The organism is Allorhizobium sonneratiae, assembly GCF_023700755.1.
Lineage (GTDB): Bacteria > Pseudomonadota > Alphaproteobacteria > Rhizobiales > Rhizobiaceae > Allorhizobium > Allorhizobium sonneratiae.
The window spans coordinates 103,298-120,737 of record NZ_JAMKOJ010000001.1 but is presented as its reverse complement, the minus strand read 5'-3'; the positions used below and the strand labels follow the sequence as shown (position 1 = coordinate 120,737).

The following is a 17,440-nucleotide window of genomic DNA, read 5'->3' as shown; positions in this document are numbered from 1 at the left end:
GTGATCTGTGTGACCACGCCCGGCCCGCAATGCAGGAATCAGGCCAGCGCCTCGGCAGAGCGAATGAGAATATATTGCCGGCTGGTCTCGATCAGCCCTTCCCGGCAGAGCGCTGTGATCGAGCGGCTGACCACTTCCCGGGTCGTCCCCAGCATGGAGGCCAATTCGGCATGGGTCGGGGCAGGACATATCAACCCCCCATCTTTCAGTTGATCGCTTTCAAGCGCAAGTTTGGTGATGGTGCGCCGCAGACGGTCATCGGTTTTCATCGTCGCCAATTCGAAGCTCAATTCGGACAAAGAGCCGATCCTGGCAACCATATCCTCAATCAATCGGCTGCTGAGAATGGGATATTTTGCCACCAGATCGCGAAAGACGGCCACAGGAAACATCAAAGCAGAGGACTGATCCACGGCTGCAGCAACTTCGACACTGCTTTCCGACACATCGAGGAGCGACATCTCGTTGAAAACACAGCCCGGCCGAACATTCTGCAATGCAAGAACAAGACCATTGGGCGAGCAGCGCCTGCAGACGAACAGTCCTGTTATCGCAAACCCGATGAAGCGCTTCTGGCCGCCTTCGCTCACGACAAGATCATTCTTGTCATACTTCTTCAATATACCCAGAGACATGATTTTTTTGATATCAATCGGCTCAAAATCAAAAAACAGAGACGACATTTCGAGAATTTTTTGGACATCATCCAAAATGCCACCACCAGTTTTACGCATCATTCTGTTTCGATCAGCAGTCTTTTGCTTCGTTGACATTTCGAAAACTCCATCAAACAGAGACTGGTTATGCTTGAGACCAAATTATTAAAAATAAAACGAATACAAACACTTGAAAACAATATCGTAAAAATAGCAAAACTTAATAAATAATACTTTAACGAGTATTCGACATCACAGACATTCCATGAATAAAAAAATTATGAGCTGGAGATCAAAGGTCGAAGGGAAACGAAGATTGACAGATTGTGCAGTAGAGCACGTCTCGATCCGATAATTATAGCAGCCAATCTCACGGTTTTTGTTTTCAAGGACATTGTAACCGCAAAACCGTTCAAGGATTTCACGTAACATGTTTGAAAATGCCGGGAGTTTTGTTGGCTCCCGGCACGACAGCGCCATGCGTTTTATAAAACGCACAAAGCACGCTATAGCCCTTTAAATTTGCTGCATAATTTTCACCTTAAATCTCAGCCGATTTCAGGCATTATGCAACAGAGCCTGGATCAGCTTGCGTTGAGCATCTGCACAACGGCGATCGCGTCAGAGATCGTATCGATGCTGTAGATCTGCATGACGCCCTGGGTGGTTGCAGCCTGAGCCAGAATGTTCTGGTTATTCTGGGCAGTCACTGAATTTTCAAACATCAGGCCGGTGGAGTGAGCAGCCGTCTGATACAGCGACCCCATGGCCATAGCCGGAGCCTCAGCAACGACTTTGACATTGGCCTGGGTAACGGCATCGGTGATAACGGGATTGACAGTGGTAGGTACAGACATTTATAAACTCCCATGTTGAGTTTGGTGAAAATAACCTGATTGTTGCGTAATCAGGCGATCCCATTGCTTTCGTGAAGCAAGAGATTTGTTCACAGCATCAGCTGTATTTGTGAAAGGCGATCGTCACAGGTCCGCCATCAGCCCAAGACGAGTGCATGTTTCTTGTTTTGGGCTCTGATATGAAAATCGCCAGATTGTTATCATCAAGGCCAGGTCGTTTTTTCGTCCGTGACTTGATTGACCATAATAATGGCATCCAGCATATTCGATTGCTTGAGTATCGCGCCGGCTTCTTTTTCTGTTTTTGCTAAAGACTGGATAGAATGATTGTTTTGCGCATGGACCGCATTTGCAAAGGCAACCCCCATTGCATGTGCTGACGTTACATAGCTGTTGCCCATAGCCATCGCTGTGGCATAGGCCGTCACATCTGCATTGCCCGATGTCAATTCATCCGATTGTGTATCCGTTTCAGTGCTCATTAAACGACTCCAGAGTTTGATTGAGGAAACGATTTGGTCATACGGTCAGCGCAGTCCGGATGGAGATCCTATTTCTTTTTCGTATTGACCCGTTTCTGCAAGGCCTCACACCGAGCCTGGACTTTCATGACGCGATCAAATGCGCGCTGACTGACCTCTTCCAGACGTTCAGCTTTTTCTTCTGCCGTCATCATCTTGCCGGTGCCAAGGTTGGCCACCCCGCGTTTTCCAAGCAATGTCGCCAAGGTGGAGGGCTGCCCTGCCTGAGGGGACACTTTTTTGTCGGAGAGCTTTTTCAACTCCAGGATGAGAGGCCCGATCTCCTGCATCAACTCAGCCTTGACCGCCTCAACAATCAGCTTCTGCGACGCCTCATTCAGCGTCACACTCTGAGCCGCCTGAGCCGCACTCCCCTCTTGTGAGGAAGAAGAAGACTGGTTCGGTGTGATATCGATGATATGATTATGCGCCATGGTTTACTCCTGAATGCTGACAAAATCTTTCGCGACATCGGCGATGTCTTTCAGAAAAACGCCTGTATCGGCCTGAGACGTCTTGATGTTATTCAACAGGGTTACGCCCTGACTGCTCAGTTGCGGATCAAGACTACCGATCATCCCCAGTGCCTTTGCCGCAGCCGTAATATAGATTTGTTCCATACCTTGCAGAAAAGAGCGGGCATCCTCCCCCAGCATCGACACCACCTGCCCCATGGCGGCAGACGTAAAGACATCAACTGTTGGATCGGTAATGGTGAGAAAAGACGTGGTTGCTTCATCTGATACGGGTTCATCCGATACTGGTTCGTCCGACATGAGTTCATCCGATACTGGTTCAACCAAGGTAGAATTTGTCCGGTCAATGCTGGAGGTTTTTTTTGAAAAAGGCCACATCGCCCCACAACCTTCATCTTTCGATATCGTATTTCAGCTCTGAAGATGGATTGTTATTTGTTCAGCATCGCCAGCGCATTGGCGATAATGGAGGGGGCAAGTGAGTTTACATTCTGCTGATTGGAAGAGGCATTCTGCATGGACAGGGAATAAGCCTGGCCAGCCGCCTGGTAAAAAATGCTGACAGCAACATTCGGGGATTCAGCAATTACAGTCGAGTTACTGCTGGGGTTTGTTGTCGTACTCATTGCCACAACCTCTGATCAACGTGTCTTGTTAACTTTGTTTCTTAAGATGTTTATCGTTTTAGTTAAGCAATCCATGGTTATCTGTAACTTTTGATACAACTAAAAAGTTAATTGACGATAACTTCATGTTCCACTGAGGGACGAATGAAATACGAAAAATATTCAGGTTTGACGTCTGATTTTAAAGCTAAAACGCCGTGCGTTTCTCAAACGCACGGCGTTTTATAGACGTATTCAGCGCGATATGGACGCTCGCCGCTTTACCCTCATACGTAGCGATTGACCACGTTTTCCAGCAGTTCCTGCTTGCCACTTTTCGGCTGCGGATTGATGTCATGCTGTTCGACGCGCGCTGCGATATCCGCAAGCGTTTCGCTGGTCAGCATGGTTTTGGCCGCATCGCTGGCCCAACCGGCATAACGGGCCTCAAGCGGGCCGGACAGAGCCTTGTCCTCGATCATTTTCGCAGCCGCCTTCAGCCCGCGGGCGCAGGCATCCATGCCACCAATATGGCCGATCAGCAGATCTTCCGGATCGAGTGACTGGCGGCGCAGCTTGGCATCGAAATTGGTGCCACCGGTGGTGAAACCACCGCCCGCCAGCACCTGATAATAGGCCAGCGCCATTTCCGGCACATTGTTGGGGAACTGGTCCGTATCCCAACCGGACTGATAGTCGTTGCGGTTCATATCGATAGAACCGAAAATACCGAGCGCATTGGCCAGCGCCAGTTCATGCTCAAAACTGTGACCGGCCAGAATGGCATGGCCCTGCTCGATATTGACCTTCACTTCCTTCTCAAGGCCATAATTTTTGAGGAAGCCATAAACGGTCGCCACATCGTAATCATATTGATGCTTGGAGGGCTCCTGCGGCTTCGGCTCGATCAGGATCGTGCCCTTGAAGCCGATCTTGTGCTTGTACTCCACCACCATATTGAGGAAGCGGCCCATATGGTCGAGTTCCTGTTTGAGATCGGTGTTGAGCAGCGTCTCATAGCCTTCGCGCCCGCCCCAGAGCACGTAATTTTCCCCGCCGAGCTTATGGGTGGCATCGATGCAGGTCTTGACCGTGGCCGCGGCAAAGGCAAAGACATCCGGGTCCGGATTGGTCGCCGCACCCGACATATAGCGGCGATGCGAGAAGAGATTGGCCGTACCCCAGAGCAGCTTGACGCCGGTTTCGGCCTGTTTTTGCGCGAAATAATCAACGATCCCGTTCAGGTTCTTCGTGTTTTCGGCAAAGTTCCTGCCCTCGGGCCGAACATCGGCGTCGTGGAAGCAATAATAGGGCACGCCAAGCAGTTGGAAGAATTCAAAGGCCACATCCGCCTTCAGTCTGGCAGCCTCCATCGTATCCTGAAACCAGGGACGCTCGAAGGTATTGCCGCCGAAAGGATCGGTCCCCGGCCAGACGAATGTATGCCAGTAGGCGACGGCAAACCGCAGATGGTCTTCCATGCGCTTGCCCAGAACCACGTCATCGGGATTATAATGACGGAACGCCAGCGAATTGCTGCTGTCCGGCCCTTCATATTTGATCTTGGTGATATCACCGAAAAAGCCTGTGCTCATGGGTCTTCCTCCTGATTGTCATTGATAGTGAAGTGATGTGTATGGCCATCCTGCTCATGCCTGCTGAAGCCCATCGCCTCCCAGAAGGAGGCTGCGTCAGCCGTTCCGGCATGCACGAACAGAGGCCGATGGAAAGAGAGGGCATGGTCCAGCAGGGACCGCGCCAGAGTGCGCCCCACGCCTTGCCGTCTATAGTCGCGATGCACATAGAAGCGACGCATGCGCAGCGCATCCGATAGGACAGGATCGTGCGTCACACCGCCAATGGCTGCGAGATGATCGGCCTGCCAACCGGCCAGGAGAACCTCACCTCTACGTCCATAGCGAAAGCCGTCATCCCATTCCCGCACAAGCCGTTCGATGTGGGAAAAGCCTTCCTCCTTGGCCGTCACGGCAAGGGTTCTGACCTCCTGAGGCAAGGCGTCTGCGACCGGTCTCATTACCAGCATGGGATAAAGCCCCTTCAGAGCGCCTTGAGCGCCGGATACAGCGCACGATAGCGCCGATATGCCTCTTCATAGACGGGCGTCAGTGCCGCGACCGGCTCCACCACGGTGCGGGTCGGCGGGGCGGTGCAGATGCTGAGCGGATCGGCACCGGTCTCGGCAATCAGACCGAGACGGGCCGCGCCGAATGCCGCGCCATAATCGCCATCGGCTGGAATATCAACGGGAATGCCAAGCGTGGTGGCAATGGCAGACAGCCAATAGCGTGAGCGTGAGCCGCCGCCGATGGCGGTCACGCGCGACAGCGTAGTGCCCGCCGCCTTCAGCGCTTCGAGACTGTCACGAATGGCAAAGGCCACACCTTCCAGCACGGCCTGAGTCAGGACGTCACGGCCCGATTCATGACCAAGTCCGATGAAAGCACCGCGGATCGCCGCATCATTATGCGGCGTACGCTCGCCCGAAAGATAAGGCAGGAAGGTGACGCCGCTCGGGGCTCTGAGAGCCTCGCCGACCTCTTCGGTCAGTTCGGCTGCCGTCTTGCCGCTGACACCGCTAAACCAGTTCAGCGCATCGGTGGCCGATAAAATGACGCCCATCTGATGCCAGGTGCCGGGTAGTGCATGGCAGAAGGCATGAACGGCGCTGTCCGGCTTCGGCAGATAGGAGCCGTTGGCGGCAAAGAGCACGCCGGATGTGCCAAGCGAGACGAAAGCGGAGCCTTCCTGCACCGTCCCCATGCCGCAGGCGGACGCGGCATTGTCGCCCGCACCACCGGCCACCACCACCTCTCCCATGCCCCAGTCGCTGGCAAGTTCAGGCCGCAGCCTGCCTGCCTGTTCGGTGCCTTCGACCAGACCCGGCATATGGTGCTCATCCAGAGAGGTCGCCGCCAGAAGCTCGGAAGACCAGGCGCGTTTTCCGGTGTCGAGCCAGGCAGTGCCAGCCGAATCCGACAGATCGGAAAGCGCTTCGCCGGTCAGCCATAATCTCAGATAGTCTTTCGGCAAGAGCACCTTCGCCACCTGCCTGAACAGATCCGGTTCATTGTTTTTTACCCAGACCAGTTTTGGCGCGGTGAAGCCGGGAAAGACGATATTGCCGGTGATGGCGCGAAAACGCGGATCGGCATCGAGCGCTGCGGCTTCCCGATAAGAGCGGGTATCGTTCCACAGGATTGCCGGGCGCAAGACACGGTCGGAGGCATCGAGCAGGGTGGCCCCATGCATCTGGCCGGAAAGCCCGATGCCCTTGACGGCGGCAAGCTCGCGCGCGAACTGGGCTTTAAGCCCGTTCACCGCATCGACGGTTGCCCGGATCCAGTCCGCTGGGTCCTGCTCCGACCAGCCGGAATGCGGGCGCGAGACCGTCAATGCGCCATGGGCAGAGCCGATAACCTGCTGATCGGCATCGATCAGCATGGCCTTGACCCCCGATGTCCCGAGATCCAGTCCGAGATACATGTGTTTCCTCCATTATCCTTGCTCCCTGATGTGAAGCTTCAGGGCAGATTGTCTTTCAGAAAGATATCGATGCGGATGCGCTCCTGCGCGGCAATCACCGGGGCCTTGTCGGCTTTGGCTTTCAGCACCCGGATGGCGCTGCGCACCTCATGCCCGGCATCCTGATTGAGCACGGCATCGATCATGCCGTCCTCAAGCGCCGCACGGGTCGTTTCCGTCAGTTCATGGGCAATCACCGCCGGACGCCGCTGACGCGCATGGCGTCGAAGACAGCGCACCAGTCCGCGATTTCCCGCCCCGAGGCTGTAAAGGCCGGCCAGTTCTTCGCCCTGAGCGTAGAGATCCGCAACCACCTTCTCCACCTCAGCCGGGTCGTCACGGCCCTGAAGCACCGGCAGCAGGGTGAGATGGGGAAAGTCCCGCCGCATCACCTCGGTAAAACCGGCATAGCGTTCCTGATGATCGACAACCTGCAAAGATCCGGCAATGACGGCAATACGCCCCCCAACCGTCTCACCGGCCTGCTCTTTGCCACCGACATGATCTTTGCCGACAAAACGGCCCAGAAGACTGGCCGCCGTGCGCCCTGCCGCGCGATTATCGATCCCGGCAAAATGGTCGCGCTGATGACCGGAGAGATCGGAGACCAACGTCACCACAGCGATGCCCTGATCCCGCAAACGCCCCACGGCTGCGGCAACCTCCGGCGTATCGACCGCAACCAGCGCCACACCATCCGGCGTCTCTGCCCCCGCCTGATCCAGCGCCGCAACCAGTGCCGCGCTGTCAAAAGCGGGAACGGTGATCACACCGATGGTGATCCGCTCCGGCTTCAGGTGCCGCGAGGCCTCCTCCACCTCATGACGCAAAGCACGCATGAAACTGTTGTCATTGGCGGGAAGGATGAAAACAAAACTGTAGCGTCGGCCCTTGGCCAGATTGGCGGCCGAGACATCGCGCACATAGCCGAGAGCCGCAATTGCAGCCTCTACCCTCTCACGGGTCGGGCCACGCACGCCAGCGCGCCCGTTCAACACCCGGTCAACCGTGGCAAGGCTCACCCCGGCATGGGCGGCAATGTCATGCACCGTCGGCTTCATGCCGCCTCCTCCGCCCGCATCACCCGTTGAAAACACTGCCGCCCTGATTACCGGATGACGGCACTTTCGTAAATCAAATTCTGATGTACGTACATCAAAATTTATTTTCCGATCCGGGACAATCCTGTCGCAGCATCAGACTGAAATGAGAAAAACGGTTTCGGATCAATAGGATGCACCAACGCAGACCTGGGGCAGGATAAAAAAACGCCGCAAAAGCGGCGCTTGAACGAAGGGTCGTCGTCATGCGGGCACCTCATTCTGACTGTCGAGGGTTGACGGTCAGAACCGGTGTCTCTTGTTGTTTAAATCGTCAAAGCCTGCATCCACTCAATCCCGGAACGATCAGTCATCGTCCCAACCTGACCGGATCAATGTCCGGCATCGGCGGGAACCGCCGCTTCCGGCTTTTTGATCATCACCGTCATCACCGTCAGCAGGATAAACAGAACCGTCAGCCCGATAAACACATCGATAAAGGCCATGATCCAGGCCTGCTGGGTGACCAGACCGGAAAGCTTGGTCAGTGCTGCATTCTCACCATCCAGCCCGAAGCCGGAAAAATTGGCTGAAACACTGTTCAACCAGTGCACGGCGGCCGGATTTTGCCAGGTGACGTTTTCCACCAGCCGGGCATAATGCAGGTCGGTGCGCTGGGTCAGCATGGTGTTGATGATGGCAAGCCCCACCGCCCCGCCGAGATTGCGGGTCAGGTTGTAAAGACCGGATGCATTCTTGATCCGCTCGGGCGGCAGCGTGCCGAGCGCGATATTGTTGATCGGCACCATGCAGATCATCAGCCCGCAACCGCGCAGAACCTGCGGCAGGAACAGTTCCCAGAAATCCCAGTCCGCCGTCATGCCGGTGATCATCCAGGTTCCGGTGGCAAAGCTGATGAAACCGGCGGCCATCATCAGGCGCAGATCGACCTTTGTCGACAAGGCGCCCGCAACCGGCGCGGTCAGGAACATGGCCAGACCGGAGACGAACATGGTTTCGCCGATCATCAGACTGTCATAGCCGCGCACGCGCGCCAGAAACAGCGGATAGAGATAGGTCAGCCCGTAAAGACCGATGCCCATGACGAAGGAAAACAGTGACCCGAAAGCAAAATTGCGATTGGTGAAGGCTTTCAGATCGACCACCGGCAGCGCTGCGGTAAAGGCGCGGTAAAAGAAACACACCCCACCGATCGTCATGGCGACAGCGCCCCAGACAATCCGGTCGTCGTTGAACCAGTCCTTGCTGTTGCCTTCTTCAAGAACATATTCCATCGAGCCGAGAAACAGCGCCATGAAAAACAGGCCAGACCAGTCGAATTTCGCCAGCAGCGACCGGTCCGGCTTGTCGAAATCAATCAGGCTCCAGGTCATCACCGTCACGATGATGCCGGGAATGACATTGACGAGAAACAACCAGTGCCAGGACATGGCATGGCTGATATAGCCGCCGACCGTCGGGCCGATGGTCGGTGCCAGCGTGGCGACAAGGCCGATCACCGGTGAGACGATGCTGCGCTTGGAGGGCGGAAAAATCGTAAAGGCCGCAGCAAAAACGGACGGGATCATGCCACCGCCGATAAAGCCCTGGATCGCCCGGTAAATGATCATCTGGTTGATATCGGTTGCCGTCGCGGCAAGGGCGCTCGACAGCGTAAATCCGGCAGCCGCCATGGAAAACAGCACCCGCGTCGACAGGATCCGCGCCAGAATGCCCGACAGCGGGATCATGATCACCTCGGCGATCAGATAGGAGGTCTGCACCCAGGCCACCTCCTCGGTGCCGGCACCCAGCCCCGCCTGGATTTCAGACAGGGAGGCAGACACGATCTGAATGTCGAGGATCGCCATGAACATGCCGAAGACCATGGCGATGAAAGCAATCATCCGGCGTGTATCAATACTGTCGGAGGCGGGAACAGCCCCTGTTGCGGTCTGTGCGCTCATGATCGATGCCGCCTTAATTTGCGTCCGCGTGGTCCGGCGCTTTCTGGACGGGATCCGTGCGGGTATCGACATCGACCACCACGCTCAAACCGGCGCGGAACCGGCCAGAGGCCAGCGCATCCGCAGGAATGGCGATGCGCACCGGCACACGCTGGATGATCTTGGTAAAGTTGCCCGTGGCGTTTTCCGGCGGCAGCATGGAAAAGACCGAGCCGGAGGCTGGCGCAATCGATACCACCGTTCCTTCAATCGGATGGCCGTCAAAGGCATCGACGCTGATCGTCGCCTTCGCCCCCGGGACAAGCCGGGCCAACTGGGTTTCCTTGAAATTGGCGTCGATATAGAGATTGTTGACCGGAACCAGCGAGGCCAGACGGCTGGCGCTGGAGACCAGATCGCCGACCTGCACGCCGAGATTGCCGATCACCCCGTCATAAGGGGCACGCAGCACCGTAAAGCCGAGATCGCGTTCTGCCTTGCGCACCGCAATCTGCGCGGTCTGGATGGCGGCTTCGGCTTCAGCCTTCTGCGCCTTCAGAACCTCGATATTGGCATTGGCCGATTCAATGGCGGCCGAGGCGGCGGCGACATTGGCACGCGCCGTATCCAGCGCCGATGTGGCGCTGTCGAGGCTCGCCGTCGAGCTGAAGGACTGTGATTGCAGGTCGCTGGTACGCTTATAGGTCAGTTCGGCAGTGCGCAGAGTGGCCGCTGCCGACTGGGCCTGAGCCTTGGCCTGATCGAGGGCAGCTTCGCCACCGAGGATCTGGGCTTCAATGCGCTTAGCCGTCAGCCGCGCCGAGGTCACCTGGCTTTTGGCCTGATCAAGCGCGATCTGATAATCGCCCTGATCGAGCGTCACCAGTACATCGCCCGCCTTGACGCGCTGATTGTGCTTGACATTGACGGTTGCGACATAGCCGGACACCTTGGGCGAAATGACAGCGATATCACCGCTGACATAGGCATCGTCGGTCGAAACCATGAAACGGCCGACCGTCCACCAGTCGTAACCGAACCAGCCAGCGCCCACCAGAACGGCAAGGCCCAGAACCGGCAGGATCGGGCTGCGGCGTTTTTTCGCCGGTTTTGCATCCGCCCGGATCAGGGTCGGGCTGGATGAGGCAGCACCCTCTGCCCGCTTGCCTTCGCTCTCAATGCCGGAAGCCCCCGCTTCGTTCTTGCTGTCGTGCGCTGCAGCCTGCTGCGCGTCATCCTCGTCTTCGGAAAAATCAACAGGCCGCACGGCCCCCTTGCGAGAAGAGATTGACATGAATGGCCCCTTGATCGGAAAACACAGGAAATCATCGAACGGAACCGTTCGGTTCGATTTGACATAGGTGTTTTCTTGCCGCATATCAAGTCTTGACCACTGCAATTCTGCAATGAAGTTAATATTCGGATGAAGACATGAACGAGGAAGGCTTCCCCCCCTTGCAGAGGCAGGATACCCGATGTCAGCAGGCCACAGGCCGTTTTGCTGCCGGAGAAGACCCGGCCAAGCGGATTCAGATCCTTGAAGGCGCCAAGCGTGCGTTCATGACATTTGGCTATGACGCCACGAGCATGAATGACATCACCCGCGAGGCCGGCGTTTCCAAGGGCACGCTGTATGTCTATTTCGCCAACAAGGAAGACCTGTTCGCCGCCCTGATCGAACACCACAAACTGGGTTTTACCTCCACCTTGCGCACGATCCTGACCGATGACGGCGACATGAAGGAAACGTTACGCCGCTATGGTGCCACCTTTGCCCATCATATCGTCGAAAGCGACATGATGCCTGCCTTAAGGGTTCTGCTCGGCGTTTCTGAACGGATGCCGGGCCTGTGCAAGAACTTCATCCGCACCGGACCAGAGAATGTGCGCTCTGTGCTGATGAACTATCTGGCCCTTCAGGCTGAAAAGGGCGCGCTCGTCGTGCCGGACCCGGAACTGGCAGCGCAACAATTCATCGACCTCTCCACAGCAACTTTCTTCAAGCAACGACTCTTCGGCCAGCATGAGAAACCGACGCAAGACGAAATAGACCGGATGGTCGATAGCGCGCTTGATGTTTTTCTCACCTATTACGCCCGTCGCTGATCGGGCGGCGCCCCTGGCACGCCCGTCGGGCAGCCCGACGGAACAAGACCTGTGAAACGTAACCTGCCGGAACAAAACAGGCCGCGCGACATTTCTGTTTACTGTCCGCCAGAGTGTTTTGCAGACGAAGCCGGGCCAGGCGCAGTCTTGGCACGACCATGACGGGTGCATTTGCAGTGCGACCGTCTTGATTGAACAGGCCACAGCAGGGCAAATGCGGTAGAATGGTCTTAATAACTGCCGTTTAGAGCATCGGCCGAAAAGTGGGAACCGGTTTTCGGCCAAATCCGATGCTCTAATTCTTTGTTTTACGCACTTTCGGACGGAAAACCGCTCTGCACTTTTCTTGGGACAATGCTCTAGCCTGCCGGAGCCTTCATGAACCATCAGCAATATCTTGCCCTTGCCCTGATCGCCGCCATGATGCTGCTGTTCATCTGGGACCGCTTCCGCTACGATCTTGTGGCGGGCGTGACGCTCCTTGCCGGGATCGCCCTTGGACTTGTGCCGGTGGACAAGGCCTTTTCCGGTTTCAGCGACGATATCGTCATCATTGTCGGCAGCGCGCTGGTCGTCAGTGCCGGTGTCGCCCGTTCCGGCGTGGTCGATGCGGTGATCAAGCGTTTTTTTCCCGACCTCACATCACTCAGGGCCCAGATGCTGCTTCTGGTGCTGACGGTGACGGTTTTGTCGGCTTTCATCAAGAATATCGGCGCGCTGGCGATCATGATGCCGGTCGCCTTCCAGTTTGCCCGCAAATCCGGAACACGGGTTTCGGTTTTCCTGATGCCCATGTCCTTTGGCGCGCTTCTGGGCGGGCTGATGACACAGATCGGTACTTCGCCCAACATCGTCGTATCACGCCTGCGCGGTGAGTTGACCGGCACACCTTTCACCATGTTCGATTTCACCCCGGTCGGTGCCATTCTGGCAACTGCGGGCGTGCTGTTCCTGATCTTCTTCTATTGGCTGGTGCCCAAACGGGAAAACAAGAATCCCAGCCTGCAGGACGCACTCGGTAACAACAGCTTCGCCACCGAGGCCGTCATTCCCGATACGTCACCCCTCAAAGGCGCGACGCTGCGCGAGGCGCTCTCCGCCGCCTCGGGCGAGGTGATCGCCACCGCCGTTCTGCGCGGCCACAGCCGCATATCCCCCTTTCCCGATCTGAAGCTGCAGGCCAGGGATGCCCTTTTGCTCGAGGGCCCGTCTGATGCCCTGGACAGAGTGGTCAGTCAGGCCGGGCTGAAACTGTCGGCCGGCGACATCGGCGAAAGCGGCGCGCTGCATGCCGTCGAAGCGGTGATCGGACCGGGATCACCGCTGATCGGTCTTTCGGCGCGGGCCATTTCGCTGTCCAATACCTATGGCATCAATCTTCTGGCGGTCAGCCGTCAGGGACGGCGCATCAATGAAAGGCTGGGTGAGGTCGTGTTGCGCGATGGCGATGTCGTGCTGCTTCAGGGCCGCCGCTCCTCGCTTCCCGCTGTTCTGCAAAGGCTGGGCTGCCTGCCGCTGGCCGAACGCGACATTCTTCTGGGCACGCCGCGCAATATGCTCACGCCCGTGGCCATTCTGGTCGCCGCCATGGGGGCAACGGCGCTGGGGCTGGTGCCGGTGACGGTCGCCTTCTTTGCCGCAGCCCTTGCCATGGTGGTCTTCCGTGTCTTGCCGCTCACCGATATCTATCAGACGGTGGATGGACCGATCCTCGTCATGCTGGCAGCTCTGATCCCGGTCAGCGATACGCTGCACAGCACCGGCGCAACCGACGTCATCGCCGCATGGCTGGGAGAGGTTGCCCATGGCCTGCCCGCCTATGGCGCGCTCGCGCTTATTCTGGTGACCGCCATGGCCGTCACGCCCTTTCTCAACAATGCCGCAACGGTGCTGGTCATGGCGCCGATTGCCGTCAGCTTCGCCCAGACGCTGCATTACAAGCCGGATGCATTTCTGATGGCGGTGGCGATCGGCGCGGGTTGCGATTTTCTCACCCCCATCGGCCATCAATGCAATACGCTGGTGATGGGTCCGGGCGGCTATCGCTTCAGCGACTATCCAAGGCTTGGCCTGCCGCTGTCACTGATCATCATTCTGGTCTCGGTGCCTGCACTGATGAGCCTATGGCCGGTCAGATGAATTGACAGCCGAAAAGGAAAAAGCCTGTGCTGGGGCGGAGCACAGGCTTTTATCCAGACGTTATCTTGGAAGGTAAGTGAACGGCAATCGAACGCGGGGGGCAAGTGCCGGAAGAGATATGTCCATTATCGATGGATCATATCCATATTCCAGCCATTCGACTGCCATTCCGGATCAGAAACCCGCGAACGAGGCAAAGGTTCCTGCTGTCCGTCATTTTATTTTTCCGTTGCCCGTTGCTGAATCGTCCTGATCTATGGGGTCGGCTTTTCCTTTTGCGGCTCCCGGGGGTTTTTCTTGACGCTTGGCCGTGAATATGGCCTAAGGCCAGCAAGGGAATTTGCCGGAGACGGGCGCAGGATCGCCAGCCCCGGCCACTTCCGGTTTCAGGGCTTTGAAAGCCGCCTCGTCGCGGCCCCTTTCACTGAGTATGAGCAAGATCATGACCACTTCCGGCGTCCGCGTCCGCATAGCACCCTCCCCCACTGGCGAGCCGCATGTCGGCACTGCCTATATCGCGCTGTTCAATTATCTCTTCGCCAAGAAACATGGCGGAGAATTCATTCTGCGCATCGAGGATACCGATGCCACCCGTTCCACCGCCGAGTTCGAGCAGAAGGTGCTGGACGCGCTGAAATGGTGCGGTCTTGAATGGTCGGAAGGCCCGGATGTCGGCGGCCCCTATGGCCCCTATCGCCAGTCGGAACGCAAGGACACCTATCGCCCCTTCGTCGAGAAAATGGTGAAGGACGGCAATGCTTTCCGCTGCTTCTGCACGCCGGAACGGCTGGAGGCAATGCGCGAGGCACAGCGCGCGGCAGGCAAACCGCCGGGCTATGACGGCCACTGCCTGCATCTGAAGGCCGAAGAGGTCGATGCCCGTGTCGCCGCCGGGGAACCGCATGTGGTGCGGATGAAAATCCCCACCGAAGGGTCCTGCGATTTCCATGACGGCGTCTATGGCGACGTTTCGATCCCGTGGGAAAGCGTCGACATGCAGGTTCTCTTGAAGGCCGATGGCATGCCGACCTATCACATGGCCAATGTGGTGGACGACCATCTGATGAAGATCACCCATGTGGCGCGCGGCGAGGAATGGCTCGCCTCGGTGCCGAAGCACATCCTCATCTACAAATATCTCGGTCTCGAGCCGCCGAAATTCATGCATCTGTCGCTGATGCGCAATCACGACAAGTCGAAGCTGTCGAAGCGCAAGAACCCGACCTCGATCTCCTATTATTCGGCGCTTGGCTATCTGCCGGAAGCGCTGATGAACTTCCTTGGCCTGTTCTTCATCCAGATTGCAGAGGGCGAAGAACTCCTGACCATGGACGAGCTTGCGGAAAAATTCGATCCGGAAAACCTGTCCAAGGCCGGTGCGATCTTCGACGTGCAGAAGCTGGACTGGCTGAATGGCCGCTGGCTGCGCGAGAAACTGTCTTCAGAGGAATTCCTCGAGCGTATCCTCACCTGGGCATCGGAAAACGGTCGTTTGACCGAGGGTCTGAAGCTCGCCCAGAGCCGTATTTCCAAGCTTGGCGAACTGCCACAGCTTGCAGGCTTCATGCTGGCCTCCGATGTCGGCCTCACACCCGCCTCTTTCGGCGGCCTGAAGACCAGCCCGGAAGAAACGCTGGAGATCGTTTCCGCCGTGCAGGCCGATCTGGAAAAAATCCTCGAATGGAATGTCGAGACCATTGAAGCGGAATTGCGCGCCATTTCCGACCGCCTAGGCAAGAAGCTGCGCGTTGTCACCCCGCCGCTCTTCGTGGCGGTCTCCGGCAATCAACGCTCACTGCCACTGTTTGATTCCATGGCGCTGCTCGGTCGTTCCGTGGTGCGCCAGCGCCTGAAAGTGGCAACCCAGGTTCTGACCGGCATGGTCGGCGCGAAGTAAGGACGAGAGACAGGATAGAAACATGACCGACACCAAGACCGAAACCGCCCTCTCCTCCGATGCATCCGAAGTGCGCCGCCAGAAACTCGCCATGCTGCGCGAGAAGGTCGGCGATGTGTATCCGGCGCATTTCCATCGCTCGATCACCAATGCCGAGCTCTCCGAAAAATATGCGGCGCTTGAACCCGATACCGAGTCGGACGATGTGGTGACGGTGGCTGGCCGCGTTTATTCCTCGCGCAATTCCGGCATGTTCATGGACCTGCATGACGCGACCGCCAAGATCCAGATCTTTTCCCACAAGGACACGACGCCGGAAGAGGCGCGCGCGCTTTTGCCGATGATCGATCTCGGCGACATTATCGGCGTCAAGGGCAAGGTGCGCCGCACCAAGCGCGGCGAGCTGACGATCAATGCGCATGAAATCACCATGCTCACCAAGACGCTGCTGCCGATGCCGGAAAAATGGCATGGCGTCACCGACATCGAAGTGCGCTACCGCAAGCGCCACCTCGACATCATGACCAATGAAGAATCGAAGCTGCGCTTCCTGCAGCGCTCGAAGATCATTTCCGGCGTGCGCCGCTTCATGGAAGCCGATGGCTTCATGGAAGTGGAAACACCGATGCTGCAATCCATCTATGGCGGCGCCTCGGCCGATCCGTTCAAGACGCATCATAACACGCTGAAGCAGGACATGTATCTGCGCATTGCGCCGGAACTCTTCCTCAAGCGCACGCTGGTTTCAGGGCTTTCGGACAAGATTTTCGAGATCAACCGCAATTTCCGCAATGAAGGCGTCTCCACCCGGCACAATCCTGAATTCACCATGATGGAGTGCTACTGGGCCTATGCCGATTACGAGGACATGATGGACCTCGTCGAGCGGCTGTTTGCCGATCTCGCCACCCGCATCCATGGTTCCACCGACTTTGCATTTGGCGACAAGGAAATCTCCTTCAAGGGTCCGTTCCGCCGCGTGCCCATGCCAGAGGCCGTGAAGGAAGCAACCGGCATCGACTTCATGAGCATGAAGACCGATGAGGAAGCTCGCACGGCCGCCAAGGCCGCCGGTTTCGCCGTTGAAAAAGACTGGACCTGGGGCGAATGCCTCGCCTTCATCTTTGAGGAAAAAGTGGAAGGCACGCTGATCCAGCCTGCGCATGTGACGCATTTCCCGAAGGATATTTCACCCTTTGCCAAGGAAGTACCGGGCGAGCCGCGTCTCGTCGAGCGTTTCGAAACCTATTGCAATGCCTGGGAAATCGGCAATGCCTTTTCCGAACTCAACGACCCGGAAGAACAGCGCCGCCGCATGGTGGAGCAGCTCGAGCAGGCCCATGCCCGCGGCGAAAAGGACAAGCAGCTGGACGACGAATTCCTCGATGCCATGGATCAGGGCATGCCGCCCGCCGGTGGCCTCGGCATCGGTGTGGACCGTCTGATCATGCTGTTGACCAATGCGCCGTCGATCCGCGACATCATCCTCTTCCCGGCGCGCCGCGCCAAGGCGGATTGAGCTGGACGGCATCTAACCACAAAAAAGCCCGCGCCGAGCCGCGGGCTTTTTTATGAAAGGCTGTTCGTTCAAGCCTTTTCCATTACAGCTCCGTGCGTTTTATAAAACGCACAAAGAACGCCATAGCACTTTAAA

The 17,440-nt window shown here is 57.1% G+C and carries 17 protein-coding genes; 4 read left to right on the top strand and 13 right to left on the bottom strand.

Annotation, left to right across the window (positions count from 1 at the left end):
* Positions 1-38: 38 nt before the first annotated feature.
* The 12 genes from NAC44_RS00470 to NAC44_RS00415 all read right to left on the bottom strand — a co-directional run bounded on the left by NAC44_RS00470 (position 39) and on the right by NAC44_RS00415 (position 10,938).
* Positions 39-635: a Crp/Fnr family transcriptional regulator gene (locus NAC44_RS00470; protein ID WP_250936798.1), complete on the bottom strand. Its 597-nt coding sequence runs from the start codon at positions 633-635 to the stop codon at positions 39-41.
* Positions 636-1,240: 605 nt separating this feature from the next.
* On the bottom strand, positions 1,241-1,513 hold the full coding sequence (locus NAC44_RS00465; RefSeq protein WP_250936797.1) for a RebB family R body protein: 273 nt from the start codon (positions 1,511-1,513) through the stop codon (positions 1,241-1,243).
* Between the two features lie 203 nt (positions 1,514-1,716).
* The gene (locus NAC44_RS00460; protein ID WP_250936796.1) at positions 1,717-1,995 is read right to left on the bottom strand and encodes a RebB family R body protein; all 279 of its coding nucleotides are present in this window, start codon (positions 1,993-1,995) and stop codon (positions 1,717-1,719) included.
* Between the two features lie 68 nt (positions 1,996-2,063).
* Positions 2,064-2,381 (bottom strand): hypothetical protein, encoded by a 318-nt coding sequence (locus NAC44_RS00455; RefSeq protein ID WP_250936795.1) that lies wholly within the window; start codon positions 2,379-2,381, stop codon positions 2,064-2,066.
* A 90-nt stretch (positions 2,382-2,471) separates the two neighbouring features.
* Complete coding sequence (locus tag NAC44_RS00450; protein ID WP_250936794.1) at positions 2,472-2,810, bottom strand: hypothetical protein; 339 nt, start codon at positions 2,808-2,810, stop codon at positions 2,472-2,474.
* Positions 2,811-2,941: 131 nt separating this feature from the next.
* Positions 2,942-3,136 (bottom strand): RebB family R body protein, encoded by a 195-nt coding sequence (locus NAC44_RS00445; RefSeq protein WP_250936792.1) that lies wholly within the window; start codon positions 3,134-3,136, stop codon positions 2,942-2,944.
* Positions 3,137-3,402: 266 nt separating this feature from the next.
* Entirely contained in the window at positions 3,403-4,710 is a 1,308-nt protein-coding gene (gene xylA, locus NAC44_RS00440; RefSeq protein WP_250936791.1) for a xylose isomerase, read from the bottom strand.
* Positions 4,707-5,159 carry a GNAT family N-acetyltransferase gene (locus tag NAC44_RS00435; RefSeq protein WP_250936790.1) on the bottom strand — a complete coding sequence of 151 codons (453 nt, stop codon included), beginning with the start codon at positions 5,157-5,159 and terminating at the stop codon, positions 4,707-4,709. The genes xylA and NAC44_RS00435 overlap by 4 nt, the downstream gene beginning before the upstream one ends.
* 14 nt (positions 5,160-5,173) lie before the next feature.
* A complete protein-coding gene (gene xylB / locus NAC44_RS00430) occupies positions 5,174-6,619 on the bottom strand; it encodes a xylulokinase (protein ID WP_250936789.1) in 1,446 nt (481 codons plus the stop codon).
* A 38-nt stretch (positions 6,620-6,657) separates the two neighbouring features.
* Positions 6,658-7,719 carry a LacI family DNA-binding transcriptional regulator gene (locus tag NAC44_RS00425; protein ID WP_250936788.1) on the bottom strand — a complete coding sequence of 354 codons (1,062 nt, stop codon included), beginning with the start codon at positions 7,717-7,719 and terminating at the stop codon, positions 6,658-6,660.
* 371 nt (positions 7,720-8,090) lie between these two features.
* Positions 8,091-9,665, bottom strand: coding sequence for a DHA2 family efflux MFS transporter permease subunit (locus tag NAC44_RS00420; protein WP_250936787.1), 1,575 nt, complete (start codon positions 9,663-9,665; stop codon positions 8,091-8,093).
* Positions 9,666-9,678: 13 nt separating this feature from the next.
* On the bottom strand, positions 9,679-10,938 hold the full coding sequence (locus NAC44_RS00415) for an HlyD family secretion protein (protein ID WP_250936786.1): 1,260 nt from the start codon (positions 10,936-10,938) through the stop codon (positions 9,679-9,681).
* 137 nt (positions 10,939-11,075) lie between these two features.
* Here NAC44_RS00415 and NAC44_RS00410 point away from each other — a divergent pair, with 137 nt between their 5' ends.
* Together NAC44_RS00410 and NAC44_RS00405 are read left to right on the top strand one after the other, a co-directional pair.
* A complete protein-coding gene (locus NAC44_RS00410) occupies positions 11,076-11,750 on the top strand; it encodes a TetR/AcrR family transcriptional regulator (protein WP_250936784.1) in 675 nt (224 codons plus the stop codon).
* A 378-nt stretch (positions 11,751-12,128) separates the two neighbouring features.
* Positions 12,129-13,889 (top strand): SLC13 family permease, encoded by a 1,761-nt coding sequence (locus tag NAC44_RS00405; protein WP_250936782.1) that lies wholly within the window; start codon positions 12,129-12,131, stop codon positions 13,887-13,889.
* 321 nt (positions 13,890-14,210) lie between these two features.
* Here NAC44_RS00405 and NAC44_RS21185 read toward each other — a convergent pair whose 3' ends face one another.
* Positions 14,211-14,333 (bottom strand): hypothetical protein, encoded by a 123-nt coding sequence (locus NAC44_RS21185; RefSeq protein ID WP_274706737.1) that lies wholly within the window; start codon positions 14,331-14,333, stop codon positions 14,211-14,213.
* Between NAC44_RS21185 and gltX the strand changes: the two genes are divergently transcribed.
* Together gltX and lysS are read left to right on the top strand one after the other, a co-directional pair.
* Positions 14,332-15,786, top strand: coding sequence for a glutamate--tRNA ligase (gltX, locus tag NAC44_RS00400; protein ID WP_250936770.1), 1,455 nt, complete (start codon positions 14,332-14,334; stop codon positions 15,784-15,786). The genes NAC44_RS21185 and gltX overlap by 2 nt on opposite strands.
* A 22-nt stretch (positions 15,787-15,808) precedes the next feature.
* On the top strand, positions 15,809-17,305 hold the full coding sequence (gene lysS / locus NAC44_RS00395; RefSeq protein WP_250936768.1) for a lysine--tRNA ligase: 1,497 nt from the start codon (positions 15,809-15,811) through the stop codon (positions 17,303-17,305).
* Positions 17,306-17,440: the final 135 nt, after the last annotated feature.